The sequence below is a fragment of the Agrobacterium genomosp. 2 str. CFBP 5494 genome, assembly GCF_900013495.1.
Classification (GTDB): domain Bacteria; phylum Pseudomonadota; class Alphaproteobacteria; order Rhizobiales; family Rhizobiaceae; genus Agrobacterium; species Agrobacterium pusense.
Genome location: NZ_LT009718.1, coordinates 1,746,768 through 1,762,572 on the forward strand (window position 1 = coordinate 1,746,768; position 15,805 = coordinate 1,762,572).

17 protein-coding genes are annotated in these 15,805 nt (G+C 58.7%); 12 read left to right on the forward strand and 5 right to left on the reverse strand.

The features are described from left to right. Nucleotides 1–2: 2 nt before the first annotated feature. Entirely contained in the window at nt 3–953 is a 951-nt protein-coding gene (locus tag AGR2A_RS08580; protein WP_072494334.1) for a phosphatase PAP2 family protein, read from the forward strand. Here the strand turns inward: AGR2A_RS08580 and AGR2A_RS08585 are convergent. Further along, nucleotides 937–1,812: a LysR family transcriptional regulator gene (locus AGR2A_RS08585; protein ID WP_072494335.1), complete on the reverse strand. Its 876-nt coding sequence runs from the start codon at nt 1,810–1,812 to the stop codon at nt 937–939. The two genes, AGR2A_RS08580 and AGR2A_RS08585, sit on opposite strands and share 17 nt — an antisense overlap. Nucleotides 1,813–1,921: 109 nt before the next feature. On the opposite strand from AGR2A_RS08585, the gene AGR2A_RS08590 reads away from it, so the two are divergent. Next, the gene (locus AGR2A_RS08590; protein ID WP_072494336.1) at nt 1,922–2,773 is read left to right on the forward strand and encodes an urea carboxylase-associated family protein; all 852 of its coding nucleotides are present in this window, start codon (nt 1,922–1,924) and stop codon (nt 2,771–2,773) included. Nucleotides 2,774–2,958: 185 nt separating this feature from the next. Here the strand turns inward: AGR2A_RS08590 and AGR2A_RS08595 are convergent, their stop codons facing one another. From AGR2A_RS08595 to AGR2A_RS08610, 4 genes are read right to left on the reverse strand one after another with little or no spacing between them, the layout of a single operon-like run. Then, nucleotides 2,959–3,390: an HIT family protein gene (locus tag AGR2A_RS08595; RefSeq protein WP_072494337.1), complete on the reverse strand. Its 432-nt coding sequence runs from the start codon at nt 3,388–3,390 to the stop codon at nt 2,959–2,961. A gap of 22 nt (nt 3,391–3,412) precedes the next feature. Then, nucleotides 3,413–4,606, reverse strand: coding sequence for a GNAT family N-acetyltransferase (locus AGR2A_RS08600; RefSeq protein WP_080822662.1), 1,194 nt, complete (start codon nt 4,604–4,606; stop codon nt 3,413–3,415). Then, nucleotides 4,603–5,343 carry a glycerophosphodiester phosphodiesterase gene (locus tag AGR2A_RS08605; protein WP_072494338.1) on the reverse strand — a complete coding sequence of 247 codons (741 nt, stop codon included), beginning with the start codon at nt 5,341–5,343 and terminating at the stop codon, nt 4,603–4,605. Before AGR2A_RS08605 ends, AGR2A_RS08600 begins: the two co-directional genes overlap by 4 nt. Next, nucleotides 5,340–5,810: a RidA family protein gene (locus tag AGR2A_RS08610; RefSeq protein ID WP_004441543.1), complete on the reverse strand. Its 471-nt coding sequence runs from the start codon at nt 5,808–5,810 to the stop codon at nt 5,340–5,342. The genes AGR2A_RS08605 and AGR2A_RS08610 overlap by 4 nt, the downstream gene beginning before the upstream one ends. A gap of 116 nt (nt 5,811–5,926) precedes the next feature. Here AGR2A_RS08610 and AGR2A_RS08615 point away from each other — a divergent pair, with 116 nt between their 5' ends. From AGR2A_RS08615 to bamA, 10 genes are all read left to right on the forward strand, one after another. Continuing rightward, nucleotides 5,927–6,769 (forward strand): cell envelope integrity EipB family protein, encoded by an 843-nt coding sequence (locus AGR2A_RS08615; protein ID WP_004441545.1) that lies wholly within the window; start codon nt 5,927–5,929, stop codon nt 6,767–6,769. A 60-nt stretch (nt 6,770–6,829) separates the two neighbouring features. Continuing rightward, nucleotides 6,830–6,955, forward strand: coding sequence for a hypothetical protein (locus AGR2A_RS30025; RefSeq protein WP_003512833.1), 126 nt, complete (start codon nt 6,830–6,832; stop codon nt 6,953–6,955). 6 nt (nt 6,956–6,961) lie between these two features. Then, on the forward strand, nt 6,962–7,729 hold the full coding sequence (rpsB, locus tag AGR2A_RS08620; RefSeq protein ID WP_003502558.1) for a 30S ribosomal protein S2: 768 nt from the start codon (nt 6,962–6,964) through the stop codon (nt 7,727–7,729). 357 nt (nt 7,730–8,086) lie between these two features. Beyond that, nucleotides 8,087–9,013, forward strand: coding sequence for a translation elongation factor Ts (tsf, locus tag AGR2A_RS08625; RefSeq protein ID WP_006697567.1), 927 nt, complete (start codon nt 8,087–8,089; stop codon nt 9,011–9,013). 97 nt (nt 9,014–9,110) lie between these two features. Beyond that, on the forward strand, nt 9,111–9,833 hold the full coding sequence (gene pyrH, locus AGR2A_RS08630; protein WP_003502561.1) for a UMP kinase: 723 nt from the start codon (nt 9,111–9,113) through the stop codon (nt 9,831–9,833). Between the two features lie 61 nt (nt 9,834–9,894). After that, nucleotides 9,895–10,452 carry a ribosome recycling factor gene (gene frr, locus AGR2A_RS08635; RefSeq protein WP_004441558.1) on the forward strand — a complete coding sequence of 186 codons (558 nt, stop codon included), beginning with the start codon at nt 9,895–9,897 and terminating at the stop codon, nt 10,450–10,452. A 62-nt stretch (nt 10,453–10,514) separates the two neighbouring features. Further along, nucleotides 10,515–11,258 carry an isoprenyl transferase gene (locus tag AGR2A_RS08640; protein ID WP_080822664.1) on the forward strand — a complete coding sequence of 248 codons (744 nt, stop codon included), beginning with the start codon at nt 10,515–10,517 and terminating at the stop codon, nt 11,256–11,258. After that, nucleotides 11,258–12,091, forward strand: coding sequence for a phosphatidate cytidylyltransferase (locus AGR2A_RS08645; RefSeq protein WP_004441563.1), 834 nt, complete (start codon nt 11,258–11,260; stop codon nt 12,089–12,091). Before AGR2A_RS08640 ends, AGR2A_RS08645 begins: the two co-directional genes overlap by 1 nt. A gap of 49 nt (nt 12,092–12,140) precedes the next feature. Then, complete coding sequence (rseP, locus tag AGR2A_RS08650; RefSeq protein ID WP_162702013.1) at nt 12,141–13,262, forward strand: RIP metalloprotease RseP; 1,122 nt, start codon at nt 12,141–12,143, stop codon at nt 13,260–13,262. A 199-nt stretch (nt 13,263–13,461) separates the two neighbouring features. After that, nucleotides 13,462–15,786, forward strand: a complete 2,325-nt coding sequence (gene bamA, locus AGR2A_RS08655; RefSeq protein WP_022556087.1) for an outer membrane protein assembly factor BamA — start codon at nt 13,462–13,464, stop codon at nt 15,784–15,786. Nucleotides 15,787–15,805: the final 19 nt, after the last annotated feature.

Consider the following 15,805-nt stretch of genomic DNA (forward strand, 5'->3'; position numbering starts at 1 on the left):
CCATGCGATTATTTGCAGCGGAACGTTTCGTCGTTGGCTTTATCGCTTTATTATTTGTCGTTGATGCAGCCTTGATTGCAGCAAGGGGCATCAGCGTGGATTATGCCGGGTACTTCCTGTGTGTATTCGCGGGTGCCGGCGTCTTTCTTCTTGGTCAATTCTATCGCAGAAGCGGGCGCGATTACCGTATAGCTGCCGCCCTCATGTCGGGAGGGCTTTTTATCCTCTTCACGCTCGCGGCCTCCATCTTCAACTATATGTTCCTGCCAATTGCGTTCCCGACGATCGATAATGCGCTCTTCGCTGTGGACGCGGCATTTGGCTATAGTTGGAAGGACATTGTCATCTGGGCGGCAACGCATCCGTGGATCGGGACAATCCTGTTCTTCGTTTATGCGACATCACTTCCCCAGCTTCTATTGATTGTCCTCACTCTGGGCTTTACGGGCAAGAACCGGGTGCTGCATCATTTCCTCGTCACCGGGGTGCTGGGCGCTTTTGCGAGCATTGTTTTCTGGATATTTTTCCCGACATTCGGACCATCTGCCTATATGGAGCTGCCCCAATGGGTCTCCCAGGCAATTCCTCTGGCGGTGGGCAATGAGTATGGGCAGGAACTGAACCGTCTTGCGACGCAGGGCGTTGACTACCTTTCCCCTAAAAGCGTTCTGGGACTTATCGGTTTTCCATCGTTCCACATCTTCATGGCGGCGATGTCTGTCTGGTTCGCACCAAGGCACTGGTGGGCGATGCTCGTCATCCTGCCGCTTAACCTGTTGATGCTGCCGGCCGTCCTCGTGCAGGGCGGGCATCATCTCTCGGATGTTTTTGGCGGTCTCGTCGCTTTTGCCATCATCTGCGCCGTCTCGGGTCGGTTGCTCCAATGGTTGTCGGCAAAAGAGCGCATGGAAAGGACGGCCGAGGCGGCCGGGCAGGTCATGGTGGCGGAATAGTCCCGGCTTCGCGTGCTTCTGCCAACAGCCAGTTCGCCAGAAGCCTCGCCGATGTACTCATTTCCGCCGTTTCCACCAGCCAGTAATATTTGTCCTTGTCGGCGGCGCGCTCGAAGAGAACGGTCAGTTCGCCTTTCGCAATCTCGTCACGCAGAAGTGCTGTCGGACAGAGACCGACGCCCTGGCCGGCCTTCAGCGCTGTTACGAGAAGATTGAAATCCGCGAAAATCGGGCCGGTGCTATTCGGCGGGACCGTGCCGGCGGCGGCGAACCAGGCCCGCCAGGCCATTTCGTTATCGTCATGCAGCAATTCCGCCTGCAACAGGCTGGCAACCTCGCTGAACGGACCGAATTGGTCGGCGTAACCGGGAGCGCAGGTGGGGCGTGTCTCGGCGCTGAGAAGCGCCACGGCATTTGGCCCGGCAGACACGCCATGCTCTATGGTGAGATCGGCCGGCACGGCCTGCCTGGCGCCGAGATAGCTGATGGACACTTGAATATCGGGATGCATCGCCCGGAAACGCGGAAGCCGCGGCGTCAGAAAATGCGCAATGACTGAAGGCAGGCTGGCGAGGCGGACCGTGATGCGATCGCGACGGCCGCGTATGCGTTCTGCGCCGGAAGCGATCTGCCTGAGGCTTGAGGAAACCGTGCCCCCGAAATCCTTCCCGGCCGGCGTCAGCGTTACGCCCCTGGCATGCCGTTCGAAGAGTGCAACACCAAGCCATGCCTCGAGATTGCGTATATGCTGGCTGACGGCGGTCGCCGTCATGCCGAGTTCAAGGGCGGCCAGGGCAAAACTGCCTTTCCTGGCGGCCGCCTCGAAGGCGCGGAGAGTGGCGAGCGGAGGCAACATCATGAGAAACAAGGGTAAGTAAAACTTGGTCTGAGCGCAAGAAGAAGCCATCTTGTCAGCCGGGCATTCGTACCGCAATTTCCCTCCGACATTACATTGCTCAGAGGATTTCATGCCCCGAACGCCTGTTGCCGAACCCGATGACGCCGCCGCGCGTCGCGCCATTTCGCCTGTCGTCGTTTACCCGAACGGCACACTTGAGACTCCCGACCTTGCGCTTTTGGAAAAAGCACGCGGGAGCATGGAAAAGATCGATGAGGTTATCGTGCCGCCGCGTGACGGCCGAACCTTCAATGTTCCGAAGGGCCATTTTTTCCGCATCGTCAGTATCGAAGGCCCGCAGGTGGGGGATTTGAACCTCTGGAATGCGCATGATCTGAATGAACGGTTTTTCAGCGGCAAGACCCGCGCGCTGCATGCCACCCATGTTTCTGTCGGCAACCGGTTGTGGAGCAACCTGCCATCCCTTCGGTCGATGGCGACCATCACCCATGACACGCTGTCATGGTATGGCTGGGACGAAGACGGCGGCGGTGTGCATGACGTGATCGGCACGCGCTGCGATCCCTACACGAACAAGCTGCTCAGCGGCGGCGATTATCATCATTGTTGCCACTCCAACCTCACGAACGCGCTTGCTTCCGCCAAGGGCCTTTCGTTCCGGCAGGCGGAGCCGCATGTTCATGATGTGTTGAACGTCTTCATGTGCACGGGGTTCACCCGCGACACCCACCAGTATTTCATGAAGGCAAGTCCGGTGCGTCCGGGCGATTATCTCGAGTTCTTTGCGGAAATTGATCTCATCGGCGCGCTGTCCGCCTGCCCGGGAGGCGATTGCAGCGCCACGCATTCCAGCGATACGGCGGCCTGTTATCCGCTGCAGGTAGAGATTTACCGGCCGGATCCGACGATGCTTGAAGGCTGGCCATGGCCGGAGAGGAATGCCTATCGCCCTCCGGCGTGACTGCAAACAATATTGCCGCCGCGCGCGTTCCCGGAACGGGCCAGAGGATGGTGCCGCGTGCAGCCAGGGCGCTTCTGCGCCTTAAAGCTAGCGCGATCGAGAACTTGATCGCGCCAGCCGAGGGATCGGGTCTGTCACAACGGCGTGCGGAGGCCGCGACAAACGCGCAGATGTCTTGGCGCCCGTCACGAGGCGAGCGCCGCCTTTATCTTCTCTGCGTGAGCCTTCAGCACGTCACCATCGGCCATCACGCCCGAGTGCGGCTTCAGCGGCTCGCCTTCCTTGCGCGGAATGACGTGGAAATGCAGGTGGAACACGGTCTGGCCAGCCGCCGGCTCGTTGAACTGGGCGATGAAGACACCATCCGCATCGAAGGCTTCCTTCGCAGCGACGGCGAGTTTCTGTACCACGGGAATGGTTTTGGCCAGCACTTCCGGGTCGGCATCGAGCAGGTTGCGCGAACCGGTTTTCGGAACGACGAGCAGATGGCCCGGGGCCTGCGGCATCACATCCATGAAGGCCAGAGTATGCTCGTCCTCGTAAAGCTTATGGCTCGGAATTTCGTCGCGCAGGATTTTTGCGAAGATATTGTTGTCGTCATAGGCGCTGGCCGTCATTCTGCTCTCTCCGTATGTCGGACTATGCGTCCGGTTCCTGTCTTTCGCCCTTGCGGAAAGGCGTGTGTTCATCAAGGTAATCGCCGATATGCTCGACCTCTTCGCGCTCCCGCTGAAGATAATCGGCAATGGCGCGGCGCAGGCCCGGGTGGACGATGAAATGCGCCGAATGGGTGGTTACCGGCACGTAGCCGCGCGCCAGCTTGTGTTCGCCCTGCGCACCGGCTTCCACTCGTTTCAAACCCTTGGACAGCGCGAAATCGATCGCCTGATGGTAGCAGACCTCGAAATGCAGAAAAGGATGATCCTCGATGCAGCCCCAGTGCCGGCCGTAAAGCGCGTCCGAGCCGATAAAGTTGATCGCACCGGCAATATAGCGCCCCTCGCGTTTCGCCATGACCAGCAGCACGTCATCGGCCATTCGCTCGCCGATCAGCGAATAAAATTCCCGGGTCAGATAGGGCCGGCCCCATTTACGGCTGCCGGTATCCATGTAGAAGGCGAAAAACTGGTCCCAGATGTCCTCCGTCAGGTCGGAACCCGTCAGCCAGTCGATCTCGATGCCGTGTTCCAGCGCTGATCGGCGTTCCTTCTTGAGCCCCTTGCGCTTGCGTGATGACAGCGCATCGAGGAAATCGTTGTGATCGCGATAACCGTCATTGATGAAATGGAATTGCTGGTCCGTACGATGCAGGAAATCGCATGGCAGAAGAGCGGATAGGTCATCCTCTTCCAGAAACGTGACGTGAGCCGAGGAAACGCCGATCTTCTCGGTCACTTGTGCAAGACCGGAGGCAAGGAGCGGCTTGAATCGTCCGACATCTTCGCCGTTGGCAACCAGCAGCCGCGGGCCCGTCGCCGGGGTAAAGGGCACCGAGCATTGCAATTTCGGATAATAATGCCCGCCAGCCCGCTCGAAGGCATCTGCCCAGCCGTGATCGAAGACGTATTCGCCCTTGCTGTGGTTTTTCAGGTAGGCAGGAACGGCGCCAATGAGGGTGCCTGCAGCGTTTTCCAGCAGCAGGTGGTGCCCCAGCCAGCCAGTCTTGGCGGTGGCCGAGCCGGAATCTTCCATGGAAGACAGGAATTCATGCGATATGAACGGGTTGTAAGATTTTCCTGATGCGTCGCGCGATGTTTCGGAAAGCCGTTTCCAGCTTTCCGGATCGATGTCCGCGAAGGACTGCGCAATGCTGATGGAATAATCTTCTGTCATGCCGTGGTGGACGGGTTCTCTCTCGGGTCGAAACCTTCGAATGTCATCTGGTCCGCATATTTATAGGTCGTCTCGCGCGCATTTTCATCCCTGACCGTCCAGGTAATCACCGGAAGCCCGAGTTTTCTTTGCGCTTCGATGAAGCTGTTGGGCAGGTGACCCCAATGATAGGAGATGAAATCGAGCCCCAGCTGCATGGCGTCGTCATGTCTGAAGAAGTCTTCCGGCCTATCGCCTTCGGCCGTCAGCCCGAGCGGCCAGGGCGAGCCCGCAGCCTTCAGGTCCTTCAGCAGATGGTGGTCGAAGCTCATCAGCGCCACGTGGCCGTTATAGCCCTCGAGGTCTTCCAGCACCGCTTCGGCAAAGCCGTCATCGACGCCGTCGCCCTCGCGGCCCTTCAGCTCAATAACCAGCGGCACCTTGCCGGCCACGAGAGCCAGAAGCTGCTTGAGGCTCGGAACGCGATCCTTGGTTTGGCCGACGGAAAGCATTGCCAGCTCCGCCGAGGTGCGTTCACGCACATCGCCCTTGATGCCGGTCAGCCTTTCCAGATCGTGATCATGGAAAACCACCGGCACACTGTCGGCCGCCAGCTGAACGTCGCATTCGATCGCAAAACCGGCCTCGACGGCGCGGGAAAAGGCGGAGAGCGTGTTTTCCCAGACCGCCTTGTTGAGATCATGATAACCGCGATGGGCGACGGGCTGGGCCGTCAGCCAGGAAAGTTTCAGTGTCATACGTCGATTTCCACGATGGCGTCGATTTCGACCGATGCATTGAAGGGCAGGGCGGCCATGCCGACGGCGGCGCGGGCATGTTTGCCGGCTTCGCCGAGAACATTGGCGATGAGGTTCGATGCACCGTTGATGACGAGATGTTGCTCAACGAACTCGGGAACGGAAGCCACAAAGCCGTTCAGCTTGATGACGCGGCGGACTTTCGACAGATCGCCATTCAAGGCGGCCTTGACCTGTGCGAGGATGTTCACGGCGCAAAGTTCGGCTGCGCGCTGGGCGCCTGCCACGTCGACATCGCGGCCAACGAGGCCCGTCACCGCAATCTTGCCCGATTCCATCGGCAGTTGACCCGATACATAAAGCAGATTGCCGCTGATGGTGAACGGAACGTAGTTTGCGGCTGGTGCTGCCGCAACAGGAAGCGTAAAGCCTAGTTCCTTGAGGCGGCCTTCGATGACGTCCGACATTTTCGTCTCCGGTTTTGTTGTAAATCCTTCAAGAATCCGGCATTCAGAAGATGTTGATCCAAAAGCCGGGCGGTTGCTTGTACAATATGAGCGGCGAGTCCAACAGGAGATATTGCATGTTTGTCAGGACGCTTGGTTTCGTCGCCGCAACAGGGCTTATGACCGGCCTGTCGAACGCCGCCAGCGCCTTGCCCGTCGCGGTTCCCGATCTCATTGCACATCGCGCCGTCTACGACCTCGAACTCAAGGATGCGTCCGATCGCTCCGGCATCGAAGGCATGACTGGTCGCATGGTCTATGAGTTCACCGGCTCCGCCTGCCAGGGTTACAAGACGGATTTCCGTTTCGTAACGCAGATCAACACGGGCGATGCCGTGCGGATGACGGATCAGCAGACGACGACGTTCGAAGACATTGCCGCCAAGAAATTCACCTTCGAGACCAAGTCCTACACCGATGACAAGCTGGACAAGGAAGTGCAGGGGGCGGCAACCGATAGCAGCGATGGCGTGAAGGTCGACCTGACCCGTCCGGATGCCCGCCAGGTCAGTCTGGTCGCAAGTGAATTCCCGACACAACACATGTTTCAGGTCATCGAGCACGCGAAGCAGGGAAAGCGCATTTTCGAATCCCGTATTTTCGACGGGTCGGATGATGGTGATGAAAGCCTGATCACCTCGACGCTGGTCGGCAAGGCGCAGACACCGAAGGACGGGGACGCGGATGCCGGCAAGGCGGGCGATTTCGCCAAGGCCGCCTTCTGGCCGGTGACCATCGCCTATTACAACGACAAGACCGGCACCGACGCTTTGCCGATCTACCGCATGTCGTTCAAGCTTTATGAAAACGGAATCACCCGCGATCTCACCATGGATTACGGCGATTTCGTTCTGACGGGAAAGCTTGCGAAGCTTGACATTCTCAAGCCCGAAACCTGCGAAAACAAGCCCGTGCGCTGAAACGGGGCCATTTGCGCGGTTTTTTCGCATAATCGCTTGCATTTTTAAGCGGGCGACTGTATGCGGCTCACCATTCCACACGCGAAGCTTGGGATGTTCCGGGAGAAATCCGGTCCGTTCCGCCCGGTGGTGTCGATGAAAATCGGCGCTGTTCGCTTCGCGGGGGTTAAACCGGAAAAGGAGTAACAAGGCATGGCATTGCCCGATTTTTCTATGCGCCAGCTTCTGGAAGCTGGTGTTCACTTCGGCCACCAGACGCACCGCTGGAACCCGAAGATGAAGCCGTACATCTTCGGCGACCGTAACAACATCCACATCATCGACCTGGCTCAGACCGTTCCGATGCTGTCGCGCGCCCTTCAGGTCGTGTCCGACACCGTTGCCCGTGGCGGCCGCGTTCTGTTCGTTGGCACCAAGCGCCAGGCGTCCGAAATCATCGCCGACAGCGCAAAGCGTTCGGCCCAGTACTACGTCAACTCCCGCTGGCTCGGCGGCATGATGACCAACTGGAAGACCATCTCGAACTCGATCCAGCGCCTGCGCAAGGTTGACGAGATCCTGAACTCGGAAGGCTCCGGCTACTCCAAGAAGGAACGTCTGAACCTTGAGCGCGAACGCGAAAAGCTTGAAAAGGCTCTCGGCGGTATCCGCGATATGGGCGGCGTTCCGGACCTGATGTTCATCATCGACACCAACAAGGAAAAGATCGCGATCGAAGAAGCCAAGCGTCTTGGCATTCCGGTCGTTGCGATCATCGACAGCAACTGCGATCCGGATCACATCGACTACCCGATCCCGGGTAACGACGACGCGTCGCGCGCCATCTCGCTTTACTGCGACCTGATCGCACGCGCTGCCATCGACGGTATTGCCCGTCAGCAGGGCGCTTCCGGCCGCGACATCGGCGCTTCTGAAGAAGCTCCGATCGAGCCCGCTCTCGAAGACGAGGCTGGCGCCTGATATAGGCCCTGTCTGGCGGCGATCCCGTATCGCCGTCTCCTCGACCAGGATATGACAAGGCCGTCAAAGACCTTCAATGGGTTGACGGCCTTGTTCGTTTCTAACCGCTCCGCCACGGTTTCTGGAAACCACAGGCGTCCGAGGTGGTTGGAACGGCAGGCAGTCTTCATAACGCTGTCACACTAGAGCGGCACCCATCATTTCGATGTTTGGCGACGCCGCAGCACTTGGGAATGCGCATGCCCCTTGTCGGAACCTCAGGGTTTCAAAGGGTATGCGGCCGGGTACAGTCATCACCCAGAACTTCGGCACGGCAAATTCCGCCGGCTGACCGATCGAACCGATAAGAGGCACACAATGACCGAAATCACAGCCGCAATGGTGAAGGAACTGCGCGAAAAGTCTGGCGCAGGCATGATGGACTGCAAGAAGGCTCTTGCTGAAACCAATGGCGACATGGAAGCGGCGATCGACTGGCTGCGCGCCAAGGGCATCGCGAAGGCCGACAAGAAGTCCGGCCGCACGGCTGCCGAAGGTCTGGTCGGCGTTGCCACCATGGGTCACAAGGCTGTCGTTGTCGAGCTGAACTCGGAAACCGACTTCGTTGCCCGTAACGACGCTTTCCAGGACCTCATCCGCGGCATCGCCCAGGTTGCTCTCTCCACCGATGGCACCGTTGACGCTGTTTCCGCTGCCATCTATCCGGCAACCGGCAAGTCCGTTTCGGACAGCATCAAGGACGCGATCGCAACGATCGGCGAGAACATGACGCTGCGTCGTTCCGCTGCGCTGGAAGTGCCGCACGGCGTTGTCGCGACCTACATCCACAACGCTGCCGGCGACGGCATCGGCAAGCTCGGCGTTCTCGTTGCGCTGAAGTCGGAAGGCGACAAGGCAGTTCTCAACTCCATCGGCCGCCAGGTTGCCATGCACATCGCTGCAACCAACCCGCTCGCCATCCGTGCTGAAGAAGTCGACGCTGCCGTTGCTGAGCGCGAGCGCAACGTCTTCATCGAACAGGCCCGCGAATCCGGCAAGCCCGAAGCCATCATCGAAAAGATGGTTGATGGCCGCATGCGCAAGTTCTTCGAAGAAGTCGCCCTTCTGTCGCAGGCTTTCGTCATCAACCCCGACCTGACCGTCGGCGCTGCCGTCAAGGAAGCCGAGAAGGAAGCTGGCGCTTCCATCGAAGTTACCGGCATGGTTCGCCTGCTGCTCGGCGAAGGCGTCGAAAAGGAAGAAAGCGATTTCGCAGCTGAAGTCGCAGCCGTCGCCAAGGGCTGATTATATTTACCCAATCTTGGGAAAACCGGAGGGCATCGCGTGACAACGCGGTGCCCTTCGTGTATCCGCGTTTCGGTTACATTTCCGAGGAGTCATGATGTCTTCCAAGCCGATCTACAAACGCGTTCTTCTCAAGGCTTCCGGCGAAGCCCTCATGGGTGATCAGGGTTTCGGTATCGATGTGGCGGTGGCCGACCGCATTGCCTCCGATATCGCCGAGGCAAGGGCGATGGGCGTTGAAGTCGGCGTTGTCGTCGGCGGCGGCAATATCTTTCGCGGCGTGGCCGTGGCATCCAAGGGCGGCGACCGCGTCACCGGCGACCATATGGGCATGCTGGCAACCGTCATCAACGCGCTGGCCCTTGCCACCTCGCTCCGCAAGCTCAGCATCGACACTGTCGTTCTTTCGGCAATCGCCATGCCCGAGATCTGTGAGAGCTTCTCTCAGCGTGCCGCCCTTCATCATCTGGCCCAGGGCCGCGTGGTGATTTTCGCCGGCGGTACGGGCAACCCGTTCTTCACCACCGATTCCGCTGCTGCACTGCGCGCCGCCGAAATGGGCGCAGAGGCGATCTTCAAGGGAACCCAGGTGGACGGCATCTATTCCGCTGACCCAAAGAAGGACCCGACGGCAACCCGCTTTGACGAGCTGACCCATAGCGAAGTGCTCGGCAAGGGGCTCGCGGTCATGGATATCGCCGCTGTCGCCCTTGCCCGCGAAAACCACATCCCGATCATTGTTTTCTCGATCCATGAGAAGGGCGGTTTTGCACAGATATTGACCGGCGGCGGCCGCAAGACCATCGTGCACGACAAATAATCCAAAACGATGCCGCCCCTGGGGCGAATACGGCCGCTGGCCGACAAGATGGAGTATCAAGATGAGTGGTGTTGACCTCAACGATATCAAGCGCCGTATGGATGGCGCCATCAATGCGTTTAAGAGCGATATCGCGTCGCTGCGCACCGGCCGCGCGTCGGCCAACATTCTGGACCCAGTGACCGTCGACGCCTACGGTTCGCGTGTGCCGCTCAACCAGGTGGCCAACATCACCGTTCCCGAGCCGCGCATGCTCGGCGTCAACATCTGGGACAAGTCGATGGTCAACGCTGTCGACCGCGCCATCCGCGAATCCAACCTCGGCCTCAACCCGATCGTTGACGGCCAGAACCTCAGAATTCCGCTGCCTGAACTCAATGAAGAGCGCCGCAAGTCGCTCGTCAAGGTCGCCCATGACTATGCCGAAAAATCCAAGGTGGCGATTCGCCATGTCCGTCGTGATGGCATGGACGGTCTGAAAAAAGCCGAAAAGGATGGCGACATCGGTCAGGACGAAAGCCGTGGCCAGTCGGAAAAGGTGCAGAAAATGACCGACGACACGATTTCGGAAATTGACCGCTTGCTTGCCGAGAAGGAAAAGGAAATCATGCAGGTCTGATATCGCCTGCGATAGACCTGTCTTTTCCGTTTAATTCCGCGCTGCCCTGTTACTGGATCGATATGCCGACGACGACACGTTCCTCCATACCCGAGCACGTCGCCATCATCATGGATGGCAACGGCCGCTGGGCAAAGCAGCGCGGCCTCCCGCGCGTGATGGGGCATCGCCGCGGTGTGGAGGCCGTGCGCGAGACCGTGCGCGCGGCCGGTGACTGCGGCATACGCTATCTCACTCTCTTCGCCTTCTCGTCGGAAAACTGGCGCAGACCCGAATCCGAGGTAAGCGACCTGATGGGGCTTTTGAAGGCTTTCATCCGCCGCGACCTTGCCGAACTGCACCGCGAGAACGTCCGCGTGCGGATCATCGGTGACCGGCAGGGGCTGAAGAACGATATTCGCTCGCTTCTGGAAGAGGCTGAGCAGATGACGGCCGACAACAGAAAGCTGACGCTGGTGATCGCCTTCAATTACGGCAGCCGTGACGAGATCGCTCGCGCGACGGCGTCAATCGCCCTTGATGTTGCCGCAGGCAGGCTAGACGCCGCTTCCATCACCCCCGAGATGATTTCGGCCCGGCTCGACACCTCGGGCATTCCTGATCCTGACCTGATCATCCGCACCAGCGGCGAGGAACGCCTGTCTAACTTCCTGCTCTGGCAAGCGGCCTATTCCGAGTTCCTGTTCATTCCGGAATATTGGCCGGACTTCGACCGGCAGCTCTTCTTCTCCGCAATCGAGCAATATGCAACGCGTGACCGCCGCTTCGGTGCACTCACCGAGCAGGTTGCCGTGGCAGGCGCCTGATGAGCCGAGAACTCAGACTGCGGATTGTTTCCGCGATCGTCATGGCCGCGGTCATTCTGGCCGCAACCTGGTATGGCGGCATTCTGTTCCGCATCGTTGCGGGCCTTCTGGCGATTCTCATCTATTATGAGTGGTCGACGATTACCCGGATGTCGGAAAGCAATCCGACCGGCAACGCCTGGGGTTGGTTTTCCGTCGCCGTCATTGCCGGCAACACGATTTTCGGCGAATCCTCGCTCGACCTGCCGCTTTTGTCAGGCTTCACGCTGACAGCGGCGCTGTTTCCGGTATTGCGCGGCAAAAACTGGTGGCTGGTGGGCGGCATTTTTTATGCGGGTCTCAGCGGTATATCACTGGCGGCCATCCGCGGTGACGAACTGACGGGCTTTGTATCCATCCTGTTCATTTTCGCAGTTGTCTGGTCAACGGATATTCTTGCCTATTTCGTCGGTCGCGCCATCGGCGGGCCGAAGCTGGCGCCTTCTATTTCACCCGGAAAGACGTGGTCTGGCGCGATTGGCGGGGCGGCGGCGGCCGTGATCGGCGGCGCGGCAGTCTCCATGGCCTATCACGGACGCATCAGCTTTCTGGTACTGGGGCTTGCGCTCCTTCTTTCCGTGTTCAGCCAGATCGGCGATCTCTTCGAATCCTTCGTGAAACGGCGTTTCCAGGTCAAGGATTCAAGCCATCTCATTCCTGGCCATGGCGGCTTCATGGACCGTGTTGACGGTCTTGTTTTCGCCTGCTTTACGGTATTCCTCATAGCTTTCGTGCACGCGGCGGCAACCGGCGATGTGCCCGGGTCGGGCGGCGGTCTGCTGCCGGGTTTCTAAGCGGCACGAAAGGTCACGACATGAAGGGCAGATTGTCATGAACACAGTAATGGCGGCGACCGGCTTTTTGACCGGCTATATCGTGCCCTTCATCCTGGTGCTTTCCCTTCTCGTTTTTGTCCACGAGATGGGGCATTATCTCGTCGGTCGCTGGTGCGGCATCCGTTCCACGGCATTCTCCGTCGGCTTCGGCCCCGAGCTGCTCGGTTTCACCGACAAGCGCGGGACGAGATGGAAGATCTCAGCCATACCACTGGGCGGCTACGTGAAATTCTTCGGCGATGAAGACGCAGCGAGCAAGCCGGACAGCTCGGGCCTGTCCCATATGACGCTGGAGGAGAGGGCGCAGACGCTTTCCGGTGCAAAACTGTGGAAAAGGGCGGCGACCGTCGCTGCGGGCCCGATCGCAAACTTCATCCTCGCGATTCTCATCTTCGCAGTACTCTTCGGCATTTACGGCCGGATGATCGCCGATCCCGTTGTTGCAGAGGTGCGTGAAAACAGTGCCGCCGCCGCTGCGGGCGTGCGCCCCGGCGACCGTCTGGTGGCGATTGACGGCGAAAAAGTGGTGACCTTCGAAGATGTCCGCCGTTATGTCGGCATCCGGCCCGGCACGCCTATCACGGTCACCGTCGAGCGGGCAGGCGAGGAGCTCAAACTACCGATGGTGCCGACCCGGACAGAAACCACCGACCAGTTCGGCAACAAGCTGGAAATGGGTATCATCGGCATTGTCACCGACCAGACCAGCGGTAATTTCCGTCACATCGAATATTCACCGTCGCAGGCGCTTCTGGAAGGTGTGCGCGAGACAGGCCACGTCATCACCGGCACATTCAATTATATCGGCAATCTCGTTACCGGCCGCATGAATGCCGATCAGCTCGGCGGCCCGGTGCGGGTCGCGCAGGCTTCTGGCCAGATGGCGACTCTTGGCATTTCCGCCGTGATTCAACTTGCAGCCGTTTTGTCGGTATCGATCGGGCTCCTCAATCTGATGCCCGTCCCGGTTCTGGACGGCGGACATCTCGTGTTCTACGCCATCGAGGCCATCCGCGGCAGGCCGCTGGGAGCGGGCGCGCAGGAGGTTGCCTTCCGCATCGGCATGGCGATGATTTTGGGTCTTATGGTTTTTGCAACATGGAATGATATCAGCAGCTTGATTGGCTGAGGATTGTGTTTTAACGGTTTTGTTAGTCGGTTGTTTACCTTGTTTTTATGCCAAAGTGGCGAATGAGCCACTCTGGAGCACGAAGTAAACAGAATTTAACGTTCGCGCTTGCTTGTAGGGGAAAAGCAGGTAAAACGACGCACATGGCCGGAGTCGGGTTCCGCCCGCTGAGGGACAACGTAAAAAGGTAAGAATTGAAATGAAGGCTGGTTCAAGATTTTTGAACGCTGTGTCGGCGGTTGCTCTGTCTGCCGGTGTTTCTTCGGTTGCGGGCCTTGGTGTGCTTGCCTCTGCTGGCGTTGCACAGGCAGCCGTCATCAGCAGAATCGACGTTCGCGGCGCCGAAAGATCGGGTGCGGATTCGGTTCGTTCCAACATCACCATTGCGCCCGGCAAGAACTTTTCCAATTCGGACATCGATGAATCGGTGAAGCGTCTTTACGCCACCGGTTATTTCTCGAATGTTTCCATGCGCGTTTCGGGCAGCACGCTTGTCGTGACCGTCAACGAGAACCAGCTCGTTAACCAGGTAGTCTTCAACGGCAACCGCAAGATCAAGGACGACAAGCTCGCCGGTATCGTGCAGACGCAGTCGCTCGGCCCGTTCAATCAGGCCATCGTGACGGCGGATATTGCCCGCATCAAGGAAGCCTATGCCGCTATCGGCCGCAGCGATGTCGAAGTCACCACCCAGACGGTTTCCGTCGGTCAGGGTCGCGTGAACATCGCTTTCGTCATCAATGAAGGTGAGCGTACCAAGATCGGCCGCATCGACTTCGTGGGCAACAATGCCTACAGCGATGGTCGTCTGGCTGCTGTCATCAATACCAAGAAGTCCAACATGCTGTCATTCCTGACGCGTAAGGACGTCTACAACGAGGACAAGCTGCGCGCCGACGAAGAGGCGCTGCGCCAGTTCTATTACAACCGCGGTTACGCCGACTTCCGGGTCGTTGGTTCCGAGGCTGTGCTTGATGAGTCCAAAAACGAATACAACATCACCATCACGGTCGATGAAGGTCAGCGTTACAACTTCGGCAACGTCGCGGTCGAATCGACCGTTCCGGGTGTTGAGGGTTCGGAGCTTCAGGGCCTCGTTGAGACCCGCCAGGGCGCAAGCTACAGCGCCAAGGAAGTTCAGCAGAGCATGGAGGCGATTTCCAAGCGCGTCGCCGGTGAAGGTTATCCTTTCGCCCGTGTAACGCCGCGCGGCGACCGCGACATGTCCGGCAACACCATTGGCGTGACCTACATCGTTGATCAGGGCGAGCGCGCTTATGTCGAGCGTATCGAAATCCGTGGCAACACCCGCACGCGTGACTATGTCATTCGTCGCGAATTCGATATTTCTGAAGGCGATGCGTTCAACCAGACGGTTATCACCGCTGCCAAGCGTCGTCTCGAAGCGCTGGGTTACTTCTCGAAGGTCAATATCTCGACCGCCGGCGGCAGCGCGCCTGACCGCGTCGTGATCGTGGTTGACGTTGAAGATCAGTCGACCGGTTCGTTCGGTATCGGCGCCGGTTATTCGCAGAACGACGGTGTTCTGCTCGAAGCCTCCATCGAAGAAAAGAACTTCCTCGGCCGCGGTCAGTATATCCGTCTCGCTGCCGGTGCGGGTGAAGACGATGCGCGTAGCTACACGCTGTCCTTTACCGAGCCTTATTTCCTCGGCTACCGCCTTGCTGCAGGTTTCGACCTGTTCAAGAGCCAGAGCCGCAGCGAAGATTATTACGACTACGACGAGCAGGGCTTCTCGCTGCGCGTGACCGCGCCTATCACCGAGGATCTCTCGACGACGTTCAAGTATACCTACAAGCAGATCAACTACGACGGTGAGGGTGACTGGACTAACCTCAACAATCTCGCCGAACCTTATCAGGATTTGATCCGCGGTGGCGATTGGACGCAGTCCATCATCTCCAACACGCTGAACTACAATACGCTCGACGACCGCAACATGCCGCGTGAAGGCTGGCAGGCTGCTTTGACAAACGAATTTGCCGGTCTGGGTGGCGATTCCGAATATTACAAGATCTATGCCAAGGCGCGTTTCTACTACACCCTGTCGGATGAGTACGACGTCATCGGCTCGCTCACCGGTCAGGCCGGTCACGTGATGCCGACGGGCGACAATCTGCTGGTATTCGATCAGTTCAAGTTCGGCGGACGTCAGGTTCGCGGCTTTAAGAACGATGGTATCGGTCCGCGCATCGGTTCCGACTCCATCGGCGGCACGACCTATTTCGCCGCGTCTGCTGAAGTCACGGCTCCGATGCCTGGCGTTCCCGAGGATTTCGGTCTGCGTCTTGCTGGTTTCGTCGATGCTGGCACGATGTATGGTAACAAGGTTTCCACGTCTCAGACCGTCAAGGATGACAATTCCATCCGCGCATCCGCCGGTATTGGCGTGATGTGGGCGTCGCCCTTCGGTCCGATCCGTGTAGACTACGCGGTTCCGATCGCCAAGGAAGACTACGACGAGGAACAGCGTTTCCGGTTTGGCATGTCCAACACTTTCTGATATCGGCAGTCCAGAACTG

Coding starts and splice junctions, on each gene's coding strand:
- AGR2A_RS08580 (WP_072494334.1), top strand. CDS start 3: ATGCGATTATTTGCAGCGGAACGTTTCGTCGTTGGCTTTATCGCTTTA.
- AGR2A_RS08585 (WP_072494335.1), bottom strand. CDS start 1,812: ATGATGTTGCCTCCGCTCGCCACTCTCCGCGCCTTCGAGGCGGCCGCC.
- AGR2A_RS08590 (WP_072494336.1), top strand. CDS start 1,922: ATGCCCCGAACGCCTGTTGCCGAACCCGATGACGCCGCCGCGCGTCGC.
- AGR2A_RS08595 (WP_072494337.1), bottom strand. CDS start 3,390: ATGACGGCCAGCGCCTATGACGACAACAATATCTTCGCAAAAATCCTG.
- AGR2A_RS08600 (WP_080822662.1), bottom strand. CDS start 4,606: ATGACAGAAGATTATTCCATCAGCATTGCGCAGTCCTTCGCGGACATC.
- AGR2A_RS08605 (WP_072494338.1), bottom strand. CDS start 5,343: ATGACACTGAAACTTTCCTGGCTGACGGCCCAGCCCGTCGCCCATCGC.
- AGR2A_RS08610 (WP_004441543.1), bottom strand. CDS start 5,810: ATGTCGGACGTCATCGAAGGCCGCCTCAAGGAACTAGGCTTTACGCTT.
- AGR2A_RS08615 (WP_004441545.1), top strand. CDS start 5,927: ATGTTTGTCAGGACGCTTGGTTTCGTCGCCGCAACAGGGCTTATGACC.
- AGR2A_RS30025 (WP_003512833.1), top strand. CDS start 6,830: ATGCGGCTCACCATTCCACACGCGAAGCTTGGGATGTTCCGGGAGAAA.
- rpsB (WP_003502558.1), top strand. CDS start 6,962: ATGGCATTGCCCGATTTTTCTATGCGCCAGCTTCTGGAAGCTGGTGTT.
- tsf (WP_006697567.1), top strand. CDS start 8,087: ATGACCGAAATCACAGCCGCAATGGTGAAGGAACTGCGCGAAAAGTCT.
- pyrH (WP_003502561.1), top strand. CDS start 9,111: ATGTCTTCCAAGCCGATCTACAAACGCGTTCTTCTCAAGGCTTCCGGC.
- frr (WP_004441558.1), top strand. CDS start 9,895: ATGAGTGGTGTTGACCTCAACGATATCAAGCGCCGTATGGATGGCGCC.
- AGR2A_RS08640 (WP_080822664.1), top strand. CDS start 10,515: ATGCCGACGACGACACGTTCCTCCATACCCGAGCACGTCGCCATCATC.
- AGR2A_RS08645 (WP_004441563.1), top strand. CDS start 11,258: ATGAGCCGAGAACTCAGACTGCGGATTGTTTCCGCGATCGTCATGGCC.
- rseP (WP_162702013.1), top strand. CDS start 12,141: ATGGCGGCGACCGGCTTTTTGACCGGCTATATCGTGCCCTTCATCCTG.
- bamA (WP_022556087.1), top strand. CDS start 13,462: ATGAAGGCTGGTTCAAGATTTTTGAACGCTGTGTCGGCGGTTGCTCTG.